The sequence below is a fragment of the Phytobacter massiliensis JC163 genome, from assembly GCF_000321045.1.
GTDB classification, from domain to species: domain Bacteria; phylum Pseudomonadota; class Gammaproteobacteria; order Enterobacterales; family Enterobacteriaceae; genus Phytobacter_A; species Phytobacter_A massiliensis.
This window is the reverse complement of sequence record NZ_HE578945.1, coordinates 203,173-219,407: the sequence shown is the minus strand read 5'-3', so window position 1 is coordinate 219,407 and position 16,235 is coordinate 203,173. Positions and strand designations below refer to the sequence as shown.

Here is a 16,235-nt window from a genome sequence, read left to right as displayed (position 1 = left end):
AACCACAGCAGATACTCCTCCGGCAAATCAATTAAGCGGCGTCCCTGATACTTGCCAAACGGCATCACCGTGTTGGCAATTTCAATCAGCTGTTCCTTTTCCATTTAGTTCCCCAGCAGCCGCATCATTTCCGCCTCGTCAATAACGGCAATTCCCAGTTCCTGCGCCTTCGCCAGCTTCGAGCCTGCCGCCTCACCCGCAATTACCAGGTCGGTTTTTTTCGAGACGCTGCCCGCCACTTTCGCGCCGAGCTCGGTCAGACGCGCTTTGGCGTCATCCCTGGACAGCTGGCTCAGGCTGCCGGTCAGCACCACCGTTTTACCCGCGAAGGGGCTGTCAATCTCATCCGGGTTAACCACCAACGGCGCGGACCAGTTGACCCCGCGGTTAAGCAACTGCTGAATAACGTCGCGGTTACTCTCTTCGGCAAAGAAATTAAAGACGTGCGCGGCGACGACCTTGCCCACGTCCGGCACTTTTTGCAGCTCTTCAACCGAGGCTGCCTGCAGCGCTTCCAGCGTCCCGAAATAGGCCGCCAGGCCTGCGGCAGTCGCCTCGCCTACTTCTCGAATCCCCAACGCATACAGGAAACGGGCGAAGGTGGTGCTTTTTGCCTTCTCCAGCGCGTTGACCACGTTCTGCGCAGATTTTGGCCCCATGCGATCGAGGCCGGTAAGCTGCCCGGCCGTCAGCCCAAAGAGATCCGCCGGGGTGTGTACGTACTCTTTTTCTACCAGCTGGTCGATGATCTTATCGCCCATGCCGTCGACATCCATCGCCCGGCGGGAGACAAAATGTTTCAGCGACTCTTTACGCTGCGCGCCGCAAATCAAGCCGCCGGTGCAGCGGGTGACCGCCTCGCCCTCGACGCGCTCTACGTCAGAGCCGCAGACCGGACATTGCGTGGGAAACTTAATTTCACGGGTCTCTGCCGGGCGTTCTGACTCCACCACATTGACCACCTGCGGAATCACGTCGCCAGCGCGACGAATCACCACTTTGTCGCCGATACGCAGGCCGAGGCGGGCGATTTCATCGGCATTATGCAGCGTGGCGTTACTGACCAGCACGCCGGCCACATGCACCGGTTCGAGGCGGGCAACAGGGGTAATCGCCCCGGTGCGTCCTACCTGAAACTCGACGTCACGGACAAAGGTCAGCTGTTCCTGGGCGGGGAACTTAAAGGCCACCGCCCAGCGCGGCGCGCGCGCCACAAAACCCAGTTGCTCCTGCAGCGCCAGCGAATTGACCTTTATCACCACGCCATCGATATCAAACCCCAGCGTCGGTCGGTCCTCTTCAACGTTGTGGTAAAACGCCAGCACCTCTTCCGGCGTGTCGCACAGGGTTACCCTGTTGCTGACCGGCAGGCCCCACGCTTTAAACTGCAGCAGGCGGCCCAGATGGGTATCAGGCAGCTCGCCGCCTTCCAGAATCCCCACGCCGTAGCAGAAGAAGGTCAGCGGGCGCTTTGCCGTAATACGCGGGTCAAGCTGGCGTAACGACCCCGCCGCCGCGTTGCGCGGGTTAGCAAAGACCTTACCGCCGGTGCGCCGGGCCTCTTCGTTGATCTTTTCAAAGCCGGCCTGCGGCAGGAAGACTTCGCCGCGCACTTCAAGACGCGCCGGAATGCCTTCGCCGTGCAGTTTCAGCGGAATAGCGCGGATAGTGCGCACGTTGGTGGTGATATCCTCGCCCGTCGTGCCGTCGCCGCGCGTCGCGGCCCGCACCAGCACGCCGTTTTCATACAGAATACTGACCGCCAGCCCGTCGAGCTTTAATTCACAGCAGTAGCTCAGGGCATCGGTACTTTTTAGCCTGTCCTGCACGCGCTTGTTGAATGCCAGGAAGCTCTCTTCATCGAAAACGTTATCCAGCGAGAGCATCGGCACTTCATGCCGAACCTGGCTGAAAGCGGTTAACGGAGCAGCGCCCACGCGTTGGGTTGGTGAGTCAGGGGTGATCAGATCGGGATGCTGCTCCTCCAGCGCGCGCAGTTCACGCAGCAGGCGGTCATATTCCGCATCGGGGATTTCAGGCGCATCCATCACATGATAGAGATATTCATGATGGCGAAGGGTGGTTCGCAGTTCAGTGAGTTGTTGTTCGATTGATTCCATGTCGCACCATCAATGATAAAAACCCCCGACTGGCGGGGGTTCTGGAATAGTAAGCATTGACCGTTGCCGTCAGGCGTTAGCCTCTTTGACTTCACGGATCCGGTCCTGGTATTCACGCAGCTTCTGCGGCGTCATCATACGACGCTGGTCGTCGAGCACCACGCCGCCGACTTCATCGGCGATGTACTGCGCAGACTGCAGCATCAGTTTAAAGTTCTGGAGCTCATCGCCATAAGAAGGCACCTGCATAAACATGGTTATGCCAGGGGTAGTGACCTCGCCCATATGCTCAGGATCGAAAGTACCAGGGTTCACCATGTTCGCCAGGCTGAACAGCGTTGGGCCGCTGCCGTCCGGGCTGAGATGACGGTGGAAAATATTCATGTCGCCAAATTTGAAGCCTGCCTGCTGAATGCTGTTGAGCAGCAGTTCGCCCTGCAACACGGTGCCGTGGTGTGCCGCCACGTTCATGATGATAACCGTCTCTTTACGCGGGGCCGGCGTCTCGACAGGCGCGGGCTCCTGGATTTCCGGTTCCGGCTCGACGGGCTGTTCGACCACCGGCTCGTGACGCGCTGGCGGCTCAGCGGTAAACACCGGCTGCGGCGCGGCTGGCTGAGCTGGCTGCTGTACAGGCTGCTGCGCTTCAACAGGCGGCGCTTTAGGCGCAGGCTGCACGGGCGCCTGCTGCTGCACACGCGCTTCCGGCTGGACCGGCGCGGCCGCGCGCGGCTGGGCCGAAGCATACGGAGGCTGATACTGATGCTGCGGCTGCTGACGCTGCGGATCAGGTTCGCTCGTCGCTTTCGGCGGCGCGTTTACCCGATGAACGCGGACTTCGCCCACGCCGTCGTCATCTTCTTCGACATCCTCGTCGTAAGCGTCATCGTCGTCACGTCGCGACTTCATACGTTTTAATGGTCGATCGCGGAACATTGAGGAACGTTCTTTGCGACTGGTCCAGAAACCGTGAACCAGTAAAGCAATTATGGCGATCGCGCCAACAATGATTAATATCAGACGCAAATCCTGCATCATTATATTCTCTGTTGTTCTAACACCTTGCCAACACGGCAAACATTTACTCACTAAGAGTATTTGCCGATTACGTCAAGTGCAAGTGCACACATGGCTTTCACTGCATAAAGATGAACGAAAACGTGCTTTTTGCTGTTTTTTCGAACATTTCCGAAGCAGTTTTTTTGCGCTTAACCAGATAAGATACCTTTTTGCTTTTTTAGCTGTAATAAAAGGAGCCTGGCCTGCTTATGGTCTCACCTTCCCCGACCTCATCCCGTAGCGGCGTCTATTACTTCTCCCAGGGCTGGAAACTGATAACGCTGCCGGGGATTCGCCGCTTTGTTATTCTGCCGCTGCTGGTCAACATTCTGCTGATGGGCGGCGCGTTTATCTGGCTGTTTACCCGGCTGGATAGCTGGATCCCGGCCATCATGAGCTATGTCCCGGACTGGCTGCAGTGGCTAAGCTACCTGCTGTGGCCGCTGGCGGTTATCTCGATTCTGCTGGTCTTTAGCTACTTCTTCTCCACCATCGCCAACTGGATTGCCGCCCCCTTTAACGGTTTGCTGGCGGAACAGCTGGAAGCCCGCCTTACCGGCGCGACGCCGCCGGATGCCGGAATCAGCGCGATAGTGCGCGATATCCCCCGCATCATGAGGCGTGAATGGCAAAAGCTGGCCTGGTACCTGCCGCGGGCTGTCGTCCTGCTGCTGCTCTATTTTGTCCCGGCGATTGGCCAGACCGTCGCGCCGGTGCTGTGGTTTTTGTTCAGCGCGTGGATGCTGGCGATTCAATACTGTGACTACCCTTTCGATAACCACAAAGTTCCCTTTAAACAGATGCGCATCGCGCTGCGTACCCGCAAAATCACCAACATGCAGTTTGGCGCGCTCACCAGCCTGTTCACTATGGTGCCGGTTCTGAACCTCGTTGTTATGCCTGTGGCGGTCTGCGGCGCAACGGCGATGTGGGTTGATTGCTATCGGGATAAAAATGCCTCATGGCGTTAACGGAATTATTCTTCTTATTCCATACTGATTAGCATTATTTCGCCTCAGCATAACGATATGCTAAATCCTTACTTCCGCCTGGGCGGTAAGCAGGTATGCTGGGGTGGTTCCCAAAATTCATACAGTTAAGGACAGGCAATGAGTAAGATTTTTGAAGATAACTCGCTGACAATCGGTCACACGCCGCTGGTTCGACTGAACCGTATCGGTAATGGACGCATTCTGGCAAAGGTCGAATCCCGTAACCCGAGCTTCAGCGTTAAATGCCGTATCGGTGCCAATATGATTTGGGACGCTGAAAAACGCGGCGTGCTCAAGCCGGGTATCGAACTGGTTGAGCCGACCAGCGGCAACACCGGTATCGCTCTGGCCTATGTGGCGGCCGCTCGCGGTTATAAACTGACGCTGACCATGCCGGAAACCATGAGTATCGAACGCCGCAAGCTGTTGAAAGCGCTGGGCGCCAATCTGGTTCTCACCGAGGGCGCAAAAGGGATGAAAGGGGCAATTCAAAAAGCGGAAGAGATTGTCGCCAGCGATCCCTCTAAATTCCTGCTGCTGCAGCAGTTCAGCAACCCGGCAAACCCGGAAATTCATGAAAAAACCACCGGCCCGGAAATCTGGGAAGATACCGACGGCCAGGTTGACGTCTTTATCTCTGGCGTCGGCACGGGCGGAACGCTTACCGGCGTCTCCCGTTATATCAAAGGCACCAAAGGCAAAAGCGACCTGATCACCGTGGCCGTAGAACCTACCGACTCCCCGGTTATCTCCCAGGCGCTGGCGGGTGAAGAACTCAAGCCAGGCCCGCATAAGATCCAGGGGATCGGCGCAGGCTTTATTCCAGGCAACCTCGATCTCAAGCTGATCGATAAAGTGGTTAAGATCACCAACGAAGAGGCTATCAGCACTGCCCGTCGTTTAATGGAAGAAGAAGGCATCCTGGCCGGTATTTCTTCCGGGGCCGCCGTCGCCGCCGCACTGAAATTGCAGGAAGACGAAACCTTTACTAATAAAAACATTGTGGTTATTCTACCGTCATCCGGTGAGCGTTATTTGAGCACAGCATTGTTTGCCGATCTCTTCACTGAGAAAGAACTGCAACAGTGATGCCAGATTGTTAAATCAGCGCAAAAAAGCACCTGAGAGGGTGCTTTTTTGTGGCATACTTCAAAGTTTCACCCCTCCTGGCATTGCTTAGACTCCTCGGGTCTGGTATTTAACCATCACATTTATTTTGAAGCGCGAAATTAATCCTTACAGGAAATCCGTAAGCTGAATCGATTTTATGATTTGGTTCAATTCTCGCTTTCGCGGCATAATGTTTACTGACGAGCGAAACGTCAGCGGCCAGAGACGCCAGCATGGAATAGCACTTAAACACGCTTCTGAGTCGTGTCCGTAACGCCGGCGCTAACGATACAGGCTAAAGTCTATCCGCCAGGCTAGACTTTAGTTCCACAACACTAAACCTATAAGTTGGGGAAATACAATGTTCCAGCAAGAAGTTACCATTACCGCTCCGAACGGTCTGCACACCCGCCCTGCTGCTCAGTTTGTTAAAGAAGCTAAAGGCTTCACTTCCGAGATCACTGTGACTTCCAACGGCAAAAGCGCCAGCGCAAAAAGCCTGTTCAAACTGCAAACTCTGGGTCTGACTCAGGGTACTGTTGTGACCTTAACCGCAGAAGGCGAAGACGAGCAGAAAGCAGTAGAACATCTGGTTAAGCTGATGGCTGAACTCGAGTAAGTTTTTCCGGGTTCTTTTAAAAATCAGTCACAAGTAAGGTAGGGTTATGATTTCAGGCATTTTAGCATCCCCGGGTATCGCTTTCGGCAAAGCACTGCTGCTGAAAGAAGACGAAGTCGTCATTGACCGGAAAAAAATTTCTGCCGATAAGGTCGACCAGGAAATTGAACGTTTTCTGAGCGGTCGTGCCAAGGCATCAGCGCAGCTCGAAGCGATCAAAACCAAGGCTGGCGAGACTTTCGGCGAAGAAAAAGAAGCCATCTTCGAAGGCCATATTATGCTTCTTGAAGATGAGGAGCTTGAGCAGGAAATCATAGCCCTGATTAAAGATAAGCACGTGACGGCTGACGCGGCCGCGCACGAAGTTATCGAAGGCCAGGCCACCGCGCTTGAAGAGCTGGATGACGAATATCTCAAAGAACGCGCCGCCGACGTCCGCGACATCGGTAAACGTCTTCTGCGTAATATTCTGGGCATGGCTATCATCGATCTGAGCGCTATTCAGGATGAAGTTATCCTGGTTGCCGCCGATCTCACCCCTTCTGAAACCGCACAGCTGAACCTGAAAAAGGTGCTGGGTTTCATCACCGATCTGGGTGGCCGCACTTCTCACACCTCTATCATGGCGCGTTCTCTGGAACTGCCTGCCATCGTGGGAACCGGCAGCATTACCGCTCAGGTTAAAAATGGCGATTATCTGATTCTCGATGCGGTTAACAACAAGGTTTACGTTAACCCTACCGATGAAGAGATTGAAACGCTGCGTAACGTACAGTCGCAGGTTGCCGAAGAGAAAGCCGAACTGGCGAAACTGAAAGACCTGCCGGCGATCACGCTGGATGGTCACCAGGTAGAAGTCTGTGCCAACATCGGTACCGTGCGTGATGTCGCCGGTGCTGAACGTAACGGCGCAGAAGGCGTTGGCCTCTACCGTACCGAATTCCTGTTCATGGATCGCGACGCGCTGCCTACCGAAGAAGAGCAGTTCGACGCCTATAAAGCCGTGGCCGAAGCCTGCGGTTCTCAGGCGGTTATCGTGCGTACCATGGACATCGGCGGCGACAAAGAGCTGCCGTACATGAACTTCCCGAAAGAAGAGAACCCGTTCCTGGGCTGGCGCGCCGTGCGTATCGCCATGGATCGCAAAGAGATCCTGCGCGATCAGGTTCGCGCCATTCTGCGCGCCTCTGCTTTCGGTAAACTGCGCATCATGTTCCCGATGATCATCTCTGTTGAAGAAGTGCGCGCACTGAAAAAAGAGATTGAAATCTACAAGCAGGAACTGCGTGACGAAGGCAAAGCCTTTGACGAGACCATTGAGATCGGCGTGATGGTGGAAACCCCAGCCGCAGCGACCATTGCTCGTCATCTGGCCAAAGAAGTTGATTTCTTTAGTATCGGTACCAATGATTTAACGCAGTACACTCTGGCGGTTGACCGTGGTAATGATATGATTTCACATCTTTACCAGCCGATGTCGCCGTCTGTACTGAATCTCATCAAGCAAGTCATTGATGCTTCTCATGCAGAAGGTAAATGGACCGGCATGTGCGGTGAGCTTGCAGGCGACGAACGTGCTACACTTCTGTTGCTGGGGATGGGTCTGGATGAATTCAGTATGAGTGCCATTTCTATCCCGCGCATTAAGAAGATTATTCGTAACACGAACTTCGAAGATGCGAAGGTTTTAGCAGAGCAGGCTCTTGCTCAACCGACAACGGACGAGTTAATGACGCTGGTTAACAAGTTCATTGAAGAAAAACAATCTGCTAATCCACGAGATGCGGCCCAAATTACTGCTTAGGAGAAGATCATGGGTTTGTTCGATAAACTGAAATCTCTGGTTTCTGACGATAAGAAAGACACTGGAACTATTGAGATTGTTGCTCCGTTATCTGGCGAAATTGTCAACATTGAAGATGTGCCTGATGTTGTTTTCGCTGAGAAAATTGTGGGTGATGGCATTGCCATCAAACCGACCGGCAACAAAATGGTAGCGCCAGTTGACGGTACTATCGGTAAAATCTTTGAAACCAACCATGCCTTCTCTATCGAATCTGATAGCGGCATTGAGCTGTTCGTTCACTTCGGTATCGATACCGTTGAGCTGAAAGGCGAAGGTTTCAAACGCATCGCGGAAGAAGGCCAGCGCGTTAAAGTTGGCGATCCGGTGATTGAATTTGATCTGCCGCTGCTGGAAGAGAAAGCCAAGTCAACTCTGACGCCGGTTGTTATCTCCAACATGGACGAGATCAAAGAGCTGATCAAGCTGACCGGTAGCGTAACCGTAGGTGAAACACCGGTTATCCGCATCAAAAAATAATTGTTGCTGATGATAAAAAATGGCGCCCTCCGGCGCCATTTTTGTTTGTCCCGCAGCGGGCGATTTTATTGCGGCTCGCCTGCCGGCGGCAGTATCAGCTCGTCACAGCCGCAACGCTGTGTCCATGTCATCACTTCCAGCACGCGGGCGGCAGCCTGACGCGTGGCCATTGCCAGCGGTTTACCGTGAACGATACCGCTTATTAACTCCGCACAGAACAGATCCCCTGTTCCTTTCAGGTCCGTCTGCAGACGCGGGTGTTCAATGACCTCCAGCGAATCCGCTGTGACGACCGCTACGTTGATGGTATCAGCCGTCAGGCCAGGTGCGCTGGTAATCACAACCCACTGTAGAACGTCCGACAGAAGCGAGCGGGCAGCGACTACCGCTTCATCGAGCGTGCCGCAGGGTTTACCACTCAGCATTTCCAGCTCGAAGACGTTTGGCGTAAGCCCACGGGCCAGCGGTAAAAGGTGCTGGCGATAGGCCAGGGGGATTTCGGCTTTGACGTACATGCCGCTATCGGTATCGCCAATCACCGGGTCGACCAGAATGCAGACCTCAGGGTGAGTTTTTCTCACCCCAATCAGCCACTGCGCCAGCAGCGCGATTTGCTCTGCGCTGCCCATGTAACCGGTCGTCACCGCCTTAAGTTCCCGTAAGTGGTCTCGCTCGCTTAACGCCTGCAGATAGCCGTTAAACCAGTCGGCCGGAATAATGCCGCCGTAAAATGTGACGTAGTGCGGCGTATTACTGAACAGCACCGTGGGCACCGCCGTTACCCGCAGCCCTTGCGCTTTAATGGCGGGCACCGCAATGCTGTTGCCTACGCTGCCGTATACCACCTGTGACTGCACGGCGACGATGTCGGTCTGTAACGCCCGGTGCGTATCGTCGAAGAGCACCGACTGTATTTCACTATCCTGCCCCATCACCCTCTCCTCTTACTGGACAGCGGGCAAACGCCTCTTTAATATCGTCATATGCTAAAATTCATTTTGTCCTGGGTCAATAATGTTTGCCGGTAAAACAGCCAGCGAAATCTTTAATAACATACGTCAGCACATTGCCAGCGGGAGTTTATCCGCAGGGGACTCCCTGCCGCCGGTCCGGGAGCTGGCGGCAACGCTGAATGTGAATCGCAATACCGTTGCGGCGGCCTACAAACGTCTGGTTGTCAGCGGGCTGGCGGAGAGCCTTGGGCGCAACGGTACGGTCATAAAAGGCGCGCAGTATCCCGTTGCCCTGGAAGGAAACCATCTACGGACGCCGCTTAGCGATCTTTCCGGCGGAAACCCCGCTCCTGACCGCCTGCCGGATACGCGCCGCTATTTTGCAAAAATCATTACCACGCCCCGTCTGTATGGGGATGATGCGGTGTCCCCCGGGTTACAGGCCTGGGCGCAGGCGTGGATGCATCAGGCGATGCCGGGCGCAGGCGCAATTGATGTTACCAGCGGCGCGATCGATGCCACCGAGCGTCTGCTCTTCGCCCATTTGTTACCCGGCGACAGCGTCGCGGTTGAGGACCCTTGCTTCCTGAGTAGTATCAACACGCTGCGCTACGCGGGGTTTACCCCCTGCCCGGTAGGCGTCGACAGCCAGGGAATGCAGCCGGAGGCGCTGGAACAGGCGCTCAGCAAGGGCGCGCGGGCGGTGATCCTCACGCCGCGTGCCCATAATCCAACGGGGTGCAGCCTGAGCGCCCCGCGCGCCGCCGCGCTCCAGCAGGTTCTGGCGCAATACCCGCATGTCCTGGTGATTGTTGACGATCACTTTGCGCTGCTCTCCTCTTCCCCCTGGCATCCTGTTATTCCGCCGCAGACGCGGCACTGGGCGATAGTGCGCTCTTTATCAAAAACCCTGGGGCCGGATTTACGGCTGGCGATTGTCGCCAGCGATCCCGCGACGTCAACAAAGCTACGCTTACGGCTCAATTCCGGTAGCCAGTGGGTGAGCCATATTTTACAGGACCTCACTTACGCCTGCCTGAGCGACCACGAATACTTACAGGAACTCGCCCGTACTCGTCAGTATTACGCCGCGCAACAGCAAAAGTTCATCACCGCGCTGGCAAAGCATGGCCTTGAATTTTCACCGGGAGACGGTCTGAACTTCTGGCTACCGCTGAACAGAGAAAGCCAGACGGCAGCGTTTATGCTGGCAAAAGCGGGCTGGCTGGTACGCGAGGGTGAAGCGTTCGGCGTCAATACGCCCGCTCACGGCCTGCGTATTACGCTGTCGACATTAAATGACAAGGAAATCAGCAAGCTGGCGGCTGATATTCATCAGGCGCTAACACACTAAAGGAGAAAAAATGCGTATTCATTTTGTCGTTCACGAGTCGTTTGAATCACCGGGGGCATACTTGCCATGGGCTGAAGAGCGCGGTTACGCCCTCTCCTGGTCACGCGTGTATGACGGAGAGGCGCTGCCAGCCAGCGCTGAGGGGTTTGATATGCTGGTGGTCTTTGGCGGCCCGCAGTCACCGCGAACGACCATTGAGGAGTGCCCCTATTTCGATGCGCATGCCGAGCAGCGGCTGATTCGCCAGGCGATAGACGCAGGACGTATCGTAATTGGTATCTGCCTTGGCTCACAGCTGATTGGCGAAGCGCTTGGCGCGAAAGTGCTGCAGAGCCCGGAAAAAGAGATTGGTCATTTTCCCATCACCCTGACGGAAGCGGGTAAACAGCATCCGCTCTTCTCTCATTTCGGCTCGCCGCTGACTGTCGGCCACTGGCACAATGATATGCCAGGGCTGACCGCGCAGGCGACGGTGCTGGCCGTCAGCGAAGGTTGCCCGCGGCAGATAGTCCAGTATAGCGAGAGCGTTTTTGGCTTCCAGTGCCATATGGAATTTACCGCCGAAGCCACAGAGGCGCTCATCCAGCATTCAGCGCAGGAGCTGGCGGAGGCGAAAGGCAAACGTTTCATTCGTTCAGTAGCGGAGATGCGCGAGTGGAACTACCGGGAGATGAACGAAAAGCTGTGGCAGTTCCTCGATAAACTGGTGCTGGCGCAAAAAAAACGCTCACCGTTGTGAGCACAGAGGGTGTTGCGCCATGCCGCCATGGCGCAACGGTTAAATTCCCGCGCCCTGGCTGAAATGCTCCTCGCCAAATACCCCGGTAGACAGATAGCGGTCGCCGCGATCGCAGATGATCGCCACGACCACCGCGCTGGGGTTCGCCCGCGCAACGCGCAACGCCCCGGCAACCGCGCCGCCGGAACTGACGCCGCAAAAAATGCCTTCGCGCACCGCCAGCTCACGCATGGTATTTTCAGCCTCGCGCTGATGAATATCCAGCACCTCATCAACCAGCGAAGCATTAAAGATGCCCGGCATATACTCCGCAGGCCAGCGGCGGATGCCCGGAATACTGCTCCCCTCCTCCGGTTGCAGGCCCACTATCGTTACCGGTTTCGCCTGCTCGCGTAAAAAGCGCGACACGCCGGTAATGGTGCCGGTGGTGCCCATACTGGAGACGAAATGGCTAAGCCGACCGGCGGTTTGCCGCCAGATTTCCGGGCCGGTGGTGGTGTAGTGGGCGTAAGGGTTATCCGGGTTGTTAAACTGATCGAGCAGCTTACCTTCACCGCGCTCGGCCATCGCCAGGGCTAAGTCCCGCGCCCCTTCCATCCCCTGCTCTTTGGTCACCAGCACCAGTTCAGCCCCGTAGGCACGCATTGCCGCACGGCGCTCCTGGCTCATATTGTCCGGCATTAATAGCTTCATGCGGTAGCCTTTCAGGGCCGCAATCATCGCCAGCGCGATGCCGGTATTACCGCTGGTGGCCTCGATCAGCACGTCGCCGGGCTTAATCTCGCCGCGCTTTTCCGCCTCGACAATCATCGACAGCGCGGCTCTGTCCTTCACCGACCCGGCCGGATTATTGCCCTCCAGCTTGACCCATATTTCGCTGCCGTTGTCAGGCGTTAAACGTTGAAGCCTGACCAGCGGCGTATTGCCGATAGTATCTTGTAATGTATTCACGTTTTTACTCAATAAAAAAGCCGGGGTGCGATTCGCCTTCCCGGCCTACGGATCGGTGTGTTCTGATGCTCTCCCCCACAGGGAGAGCATGATGCAACAACCTATCAGGCAGATTCAGCGAGAGCAAGCTCCTCGCGGTTTTCAATGCGCTCATTACCGTTGTAGAGGCGTGCATGCTGCAGGCCGACAAAGAGCCGCTCGCCGCGATGCGGTGCATCGTCACCGCGCATCACCACCGTCAGCGGTTCGGTATTCCAGCCCAGCGGCTGCACCACCAGCTGGGTATAATGGCCTTTCGGGCTGGCTTCCAGTACCTGTACCGGCAGCGGCGAGTCCAGGCTGGTGCGGCGGCTGACGTCCACTTCCCACGGGCGCAGGAACAGATCGACCTCGCCCTGCCAGGCGGGGGTATATCCCAGGGGCCAGCGGTGAGCGCCAACATGAAACTGCCCCCCGCGCACGGTGCCTTTGAGGCGGTTAACCTCGCCCATAAACTCCAGTACGAAGCGGGTCGCAGGCTCCCGCCACACCTCTTCCGGCGCGTCCACCTGTTCGATATTGCCCTGGCTCATTACCACAACCCGGTCGGCGACTTCCATCGCTTCCTCCTGGTCATGGGTGACGAAGACGCTGGTGAATTTCAGCTCCTCATGGAGCTGACGCAGCCAGCGCCGCAGCTCTTTACGTACCTGGGCATCCAGCGCGCCGAACGGTTCGTCCAGCAGCAGGATTTGCGGCTCCACCGCCAGCGCGCGGGCCAGCGCCACGCGCTGCTTTTGCCCGCCGGAAAGCTGCGCCGGATAGCGATCCGCCAGGTGCGCCAGCTGTACCATCTCCAGAAGCTGAGTCACTTTCGCTTTGATCGCGGCGGCGTTCGGCCTCTCGCGCTTCGGCAGTACCGACAGGCCAAAGGCGATATTGTCGAAGACCGTCATATGGCGAAACAGCGCATAGTGCTGAAAGACAAAGCCCACTTTACGCTCGCGGGCGTGTAGCCGGCTGACATCCGTACCGTGAAAGCGGATCCGCCCGCTGGTCTGATGCTCCAGCCCGGCGATAATGCGCAGCAGCGTCGTTTTACCCGACCCGGACGGCCCCAGCAGCGCGACCATCTGACCAGAAGGGATATCCAGCGAGATATCATTCAGCACCTGGGTGCGACCAAAAGACTTCTTAATATTGGCAATCTCAATGCTCATGATTTCCCTCCTGTTGCGCGCGTTTTTCCTGATTGCTCAGACGCCACTGCAACGCACTCTTTAAAAACAAGGTCAAAATAGCCATTAATGTCAGCAGGGCGGCGGCGGTAAATGAGCCGACGGTGTTGTAATCCTGCTCCAGTAATTCGATTTGCAGCGGCAGCGACAGGGTTTCGCCGCGAATAGAGCCGGAGACCACCGACACCGCGCCGAACTCGCCAATCGCGCGGGCATTGGTCAGCACCACGCCATACAGCAATGCCCAGCGAATGTTAGGCAGCGTGACGCGGCGGAACATCTGCCAGCCGGAAGCGCCGAGTAAAATCGCGGCCTCGTCCTCCTGGCTACCCTGGCTGAGCATCACCGGCACCAGCTCGCGCACCACGAACGGGCAGGTCACAAAGACCGTCACCAGCACCATGCCCGGCCAGGCGAACATCACCTGCAGGTTATGCTCGTCAAGCCAGCCGCCCAGCGGGCCGTTAGAGCCATAAAACAGCAGATAGACCAGGCCCGCTACCACCGGCGATACCGCAAAGGGGATATCCAGCAGCGTCAGCAGCAGCTGGCGGCCAGGGAAGTTAAAGCGTGTCACCAGCCAGGCGAGCAGCGTGCCGAAGACCAGGTTGACCGGCACCGTAATCAGCGCAATCAGCACCGTCAGCCAGATGGCGTGCAGCATGTCGGGGTCTGCAAGGTTTTCCAGCACCGGCGCCAGCCCTTTGCTGAACGCCTGCACAAAAATGTAGACCATCGGCACCAGCAGAATCAGGGCGGACAGAACCATCCCGGTGCCAATTAAAAACCATTTCCCCCAGTTGATGCGGGGGCGATCAAAGCGTTTCAATTGCGTAATTTCCGCCATTAGTGACCTACCACGCGTCGGCCAAAGCGACTTTGCAGGGTGTTGATTGAGAAGAGCAGCAGTAGCGAAGCCGCAAGGATCACAGAGGCAATGGCGCTGGCCGCAGGGTAGTCAAACTCCTGCAGACGGACAAAAATCATCAGCGAAGTGACCTCTGTTTTCCACGCGATGTTACCCGCGATAAAAATGACCGCGCCAAACTCGCCAAGGCTGCGGGTAAACGACAGCGCGATACCCGCCAGCAGTGCCGGAGAGAGCTCCGGCAGTACCACTTTGCGAAAGCTTTGCAGGCGGGTCGCGCCCAGCGTTTCCGCCGCCTCTTCATACTCCGGCCCCAGCTCCTCGAGCACCGGCTGGACGGTACGCACCACAAACGGGATGCTGGTAAACGCCATCGCCACCGCGATGCCAAGCCAGGTGTAGGTCACTTTGATATCCAGCTTCGCCAGCCACTCGCCGTAGAAGCCGTTGACCGAAAACAGCGACGCCAGCGTCAGGCCCGCCACCGCGGTAGGCAGCGCGAAAGGCAAGTCCATCAGCGCATCCAGCAGAGTGCGGCCGGGAAAACGATAGCGGGTGAGGATCCACGCCATCAGCAGGCCGAACGCGCCGTTGAAAATCGATGCCACGAAGGCGGAAAGTAGCGTGACTTTATACGCCGCTACCACCTGCGGGTTGGTGATAACCTCCCAGTACTGCGCCCAGCTCATCTGGGAGAGTTGCATTACCAGCGCGCTCAGGGGCAGCAGTAAAATCAGACAGACAAACAGCAAACTGGTGCCAAGACTCAACGTGAATCCGGGCAGCACGCGTCTGGAGGAAACAGCAAACATTACTTACGCCCCGCCGCCAGCAGTTTGTCCAGCTCGCCGCCGCTGGCGAAATGGGTTTTCATCACTTCCGGCCAGCTACCGAATTTGTCTTCCACGCGGAACAGTTTGGTCTGCGGGAATTTATCTTTCAGTTTGTCCATCACTTCCGGGTTGTTTACCCGATAGTAGTAATCGGTGATGATGGTTTGCGCCTGCGGGCTATAGAGCCAGTTAAGGTATGCTTTAGCAGCCTTTTCAGTGCCGTTGGCCTGGATATTTTTATCGACCCAGGCAACCGGGAACTCGGCAAGGATATTGGTTTTTGGGATAACAACCTCAAACCCCTGCGCCTCATACTGTTTACGGATGTTGTTCACTTCAGATTCAAAGCTTATCAGCACGTCACCCAGCCCGCGCTCGGCAAAGGTAGTTGTCGCGCCGCGTCCGCCGGTATCAAACACTTCGACGTTTTTCAAAAACTGGGACATGAACTGTTCGGTTTTAGCTTTATCGCCGCCGTCGGCGTCATCTGCCGCGCCCCATGCCGCCAGGTAAGTGTACCGGGCGTTACCGGACGTTTTCGGGTTCGGGAAGATAAGCTTCACGTCGGAACGCACTAAGTCGCTCCAGTCGTGGATATTTTTCGGGTTCCCCTTACGCACCAGGAAGCCCATTGTCGAATAGAACGGCGAGCTGTTGTTCGGCAGACGGCTTTGCCAGTCGGCCGGGATCAGTTTGCCTTTATCGTGCAGGATCTGTACGTCGGTGACCTGGTTGTAGGTGACGACGTCCGCTTTCAGCCCTTGCAGGATAGCCAGCGCCTGTTTGGACGAACCGGCGTGAGACTGTTTGATAGTCAGCTTATCGCCGCCGTTATCCTTTGCCCACTGCTGTTCAAAGGGGGCGTTGAGGGCAGCAAACAGCTCGCGTGAAACATCGTAGGAACTGTTCAATAGCTCTGTTGCCTGCGCCTGCGCCATCAGCAGCAGCGAGGCAGCCAGCGCCAGAGAACCTTTTTTCAGTAATTTAACGGCCATTGCGCACCCTTATAAAATAACGACGATATGGGCATCAGTTTATTTATAACGGGTGTGAAACCAGTAACGGTTTTATATACCGTTTGGCGATTTACAAGCAGA

General features: G+C 56.3%; 16 protein-coding genes. 7 read left to right on the top strand and 9 right to left on the bottom strand.

Annotated elements, in window-relative coordinates; genetic code table 11:
* The 3 genes from ENTHG_RS23905 to zipA all read right to left on the bottom strand — a co-directional run.
* Nucleotides 1-104: putative quorum-sensing-regulated virulence factor (locus ENTHG_RS23905; RefSeq protein WP_187371627.1), on the bottom strand; the 104-nt coding region annotated here is incomplete at its 3' end.
* Entirely contained in the window at nt 105-2,120 is a 2,016-nt protein-coding gene (gene ligA, locus ENTHG_RS01265; RefSeq protein WP_044172613.1) for an NAD-dependent DNA ligase LigA, read from the bottom strand.
* Nucleotides 2,121-2,189: 69 nt separating this feature from the next.
* Nucleotides 2,190-3,158, bottom strand: coding sequence for a cell division protein ZipA (gene zipA, locus ENTHG_RS01260; protein ID WP_044172611.1), 969 nt, complete (start codon nt 3,156-3,158; stop codon nt 2,190-2,192).
* Nucleotides 3,159-3,388: 230 nt separating this feature from the next.
* On the opposite strand from zipA, the gene cysZ reads away from it, so the two are divergent.
* The 5 genes from cysZ (at nt 3,389) to crr (ending at nt 8,223) form a co-directional block, all read left to right on the top strand.
* Nucleotides 3,389-4,150 carry a sulfate transporter CysZ gene (cysZ, locus tag ENTHG_RS01250; RefSeq protein WP_044172608.1) on the top strand — a complete coding sequence of 254 codons (762 nt, stop codon included), beginning with the start codon at nt 3,389-3,391 and terminating at the stop codon, nt 4,148-4,150.
* Between the two features lie 138 nt (nt 4,151-4,288).
* Complete coding sequence (gene cysK / locus ENTHG_RS01245) at nt 4,289-5,260, top strand: cysteine synthase A (protein WP_044172605.1); 972 nt, start codon at nt 4,289-4,291, stop codon at nt 5,258-5,260.
* A 382-nt stretch (nt 5,261-5,642) separates the two neighbouring features.
* Complete coding sequence (ptsH, locus tag ENTHG_RS01240) at nt 5,643-5,900, top strand: phosphocarrier protein Hpr (protein WP_039079738.1); 258 nt, start codon at nt 5,643-5,645, stop codon at nt 5,898-5,900.
* A gap of 46 nt (nt 5,901-5,946) precedes the next feature.
* The gene (gene ptsI / locus ENTHG_RS01235; RefSeq protein WP_044172602.1) at nt 5,947-7,704 is read left to right on the top strand and encodes a phosphoenolpyruvate-protein phosphotransferase PtsI; all 1,758 of its coding nucleotides are present in this window, start codon (nt 5,947-5,949) and stop codon (nt 7,702-7,704) included.
* A gap of 9 nt (nt 7,705-7,713) precedes the next feature.
* Entirely contained in the window at nt 7,714-8,223 is a 510-nt protein-coding gene (crr, locus tag ENTHG_RS01230; RefSeq protein WP_039079736.1) for a PTS glucose transporter subunit IIA, read from the top strand.
* A gap of 65 nt (nt 8,224-8,288) precedes the next feature.
* On the opposite strand, the gene pdxK is transcribed toward crr, so the two are convergent.
* Entirely contained in the window at nt 8,289-9,155 is an 867-nt protein-coding gene (gene pdxK, locus ENTHG_RS01225) for a pyridoxine/pyridoxal/pyridoxamine kinase (RefSeq protein WP_044172596.1), read from the bottom strand.
* Nucleotides 9,156-9,237: 82 nt separating this feature from the next.
* Here pdxK and ptsJ point away from each other — a divergent pair, with 82 nt between their 5' ends.
* Together ptsJ and ENTHG_RS01215 are read left to right on the top strand one after the other, a co-directional pair.
* The gene (ptsJ, locus tag ENTHG_RS01220) at nt 9,238-10,530 is read left to right on the top strand and encodes a MocR-like B6 salvage transcription factor PtsJ (protein WP_044172593.1); all 1,293 of its coding nucleotides are present in this window, start codon (nt 9,238-9,240) and stop codon (nt 10,528-10,530) included.
* Nucleotides 10,531-10,540: 10 nt separating this feature from the next.
* Nucleotides 10,541-11,269, top strand: coding sequence for a type 1 glutamine amidotransferase (locus ENTHG_RS01215; RefSeq protein ID WP_044172590.1), 729 nt, complete (start codon nt 10,541-10,543; stop codon nt 11,267-11,269).
* Nucleotides 11,270-11,308: 39 nt separating this feature from the next.
* Here ENTHG_RS01215 and cysM read toward each other — a convergent pair whose 3' ends face one another.
* The 5 genes from cysM to cysP form a co-directional block, all read right to left on the bottom strand.
* Nucleotides 11,309-12,220 (bottom strand): cysteine synthase CysM, encoded by a 912-nt coding sequence (cysM, locus tag ENTHG_RS01210; protein ID WP_044178843.1) that lies wholly within the window; start codon nt 12,218-12,220, stop codon nt 11,309-11,311.
* A gap of 104 nt (nt 12,221-12,324) precedes the next feature.
* Nucleotides 12,325-13,419: a sulfate/thiosulfate ABC transporter ATP-binding protein CysA gene (cysA, locus tag ENTHG_RS01205; protein WP_044172587.1), complete on the bottom strand. Its 1,095-nt coding sequence runs from the start codon at nt 13,417-13,419 to the stop codon at nt 12,325-12,327.
* The gene (gene cysW / locus ENTHG_RS01200) at nt 13,409-14,284 is read right to left on the bottom strand and encodes a sulfate/thiosulfate ABC transporter permease CysW (RefSeq protein ID WP_044172584.1); all 876 of its coding nucleotides are present in this window, start codon (nt 14,282-14,284) and stop codon (nt 13,409-13,411) included. The genes cysA and cysW overlap by 11 nt, the downstream gene beginning before the upstream one ends.
* The gene (gene cysT, locus ENTHG_RS01195) at nt 14,284-15,117 is read right to left on the bottom strand and encodes a sulfate/thiosulfate ABC transporter permease CysT (RefSeq protein WP_044172579.1); all 834 of its coding nucleotides are present in this window, start codon (nt 15,115-15,117) and stop codon (nt 14,284-14,286) included. Before cysT ends, cysW begins: the two co-directional genes overlap by 1 nt.
* A complete protein-coding gene (cysP, locus tag ENTHG_RS01190; protein WP_044172576.1) occupies nt 15,117-16,133 on the bottom strand; it encodes a thiosulfate/sulfate ABC transporter substrate-binding protein CysP in 1,017 nt (338 codons plus the stop codon). The genes cysT and cysP overlap by 1 nt, the downstream gene beginning before the upstream one ends.
* Nucleotides 16,134-16,235: the final 102 nt, after the last annotated feature.

Excerpts from the sequence above, each read along its gene's own strand:
- ligA (WP_044172613.1), bottom strand. The coding sequence starts at position 2,120 with ATGGAATCAATCGAACAACAACTCACTGAACTGCGAACCACCCTTCGC.
- zipA (WP_044172611.1), bottom strand. The coding sequence starts at position 3,158 with ATGATGCAGGATTTGCGTCTGATATTAATCATTGTTGGCGCGATCGCC.
- cysZ (WP_044172608.1), top strand. The coding sequence starts at position 3,389 with ATGGTCTCACCTTCCCCGACCTCATCCCGTAGCGGCGTCTATTACTTC.
- cysK (WP_044172605.1), top strand. The coding sequence starts at position 4,289 with ATGAGTAAGATTTTTGAAGATAACTCGCTGACAATCGGTCACACGCCG.
- ptsH (WP_039079738.1), top strand. The coding sequence starts at position 5,643 with ATGTTCCAGCAAGAAGTTACCATTACCGCTCCGAACGGTCTGCACACC.
- ptsI (WP_044172602.1), top strand. The coding sequence starts at position 5,947 with ATGATTTCAGGCATTTTAGCATCCCCGGGTATCGCTTTCGGCAAAGCA.
- crr (WP_039079736.1), top strand. The coding sequence starts at position 7,714 with ATGGGTTTGTTCGATAAACTGAAATCTCTGGTTTCTGACGATAAGAAA.
- pdxK (WP_044172596.1), bottom strand. The coding sequence starts at position 9,155 with ATGGGGCAGGATAGTGAAATACAGTCGGTGCTCTTCGACGATACGCAC.
- ptsJ (WP_044172593.1), top strand. The coding sequence starts at position 9,238 with ATGTTTGCCGGTAAAACAGCCAGCGAAATCTTTAATAACATACGTCAG.
- ENTHG_RS01215 (WP_044172590.1), top strand. The coding sequence starts at position 10,541 with ATGCGTATTCATTTTGTCGTTCACGAGTCGTTTGAATCACCGGGGGCA.
- cysA (WP_044172587.1), bottom strand. The coding sequence starts at position 13,419 with ATGAGCATTGAGATTGCCAATATTAAGAAGTCTTTTGGTCGCACCCAG.
- cysW (WP_044172584.1), bottom strand. The coding sequence starts at position 14,284 with ATGGCGGAAATTACGCAATTGAAACGCTTTGATCGCCCCCGCATCAAC.
- cysT (WP_044172579.1), bottom strand. The coding sequence starts at position 15,117 with ATGTTTGCTGTTTCCTCCAGACGCGTGCTGCCCGGATTCACGTTGAGT.
- cysP (WP_044172576.1), bottom strand. The coding sequence starts at position 16,133 with ATGGCCGTTAAATTACTGAAAAAAGGTTCTCTGGCGCTGGCTGCCTCG.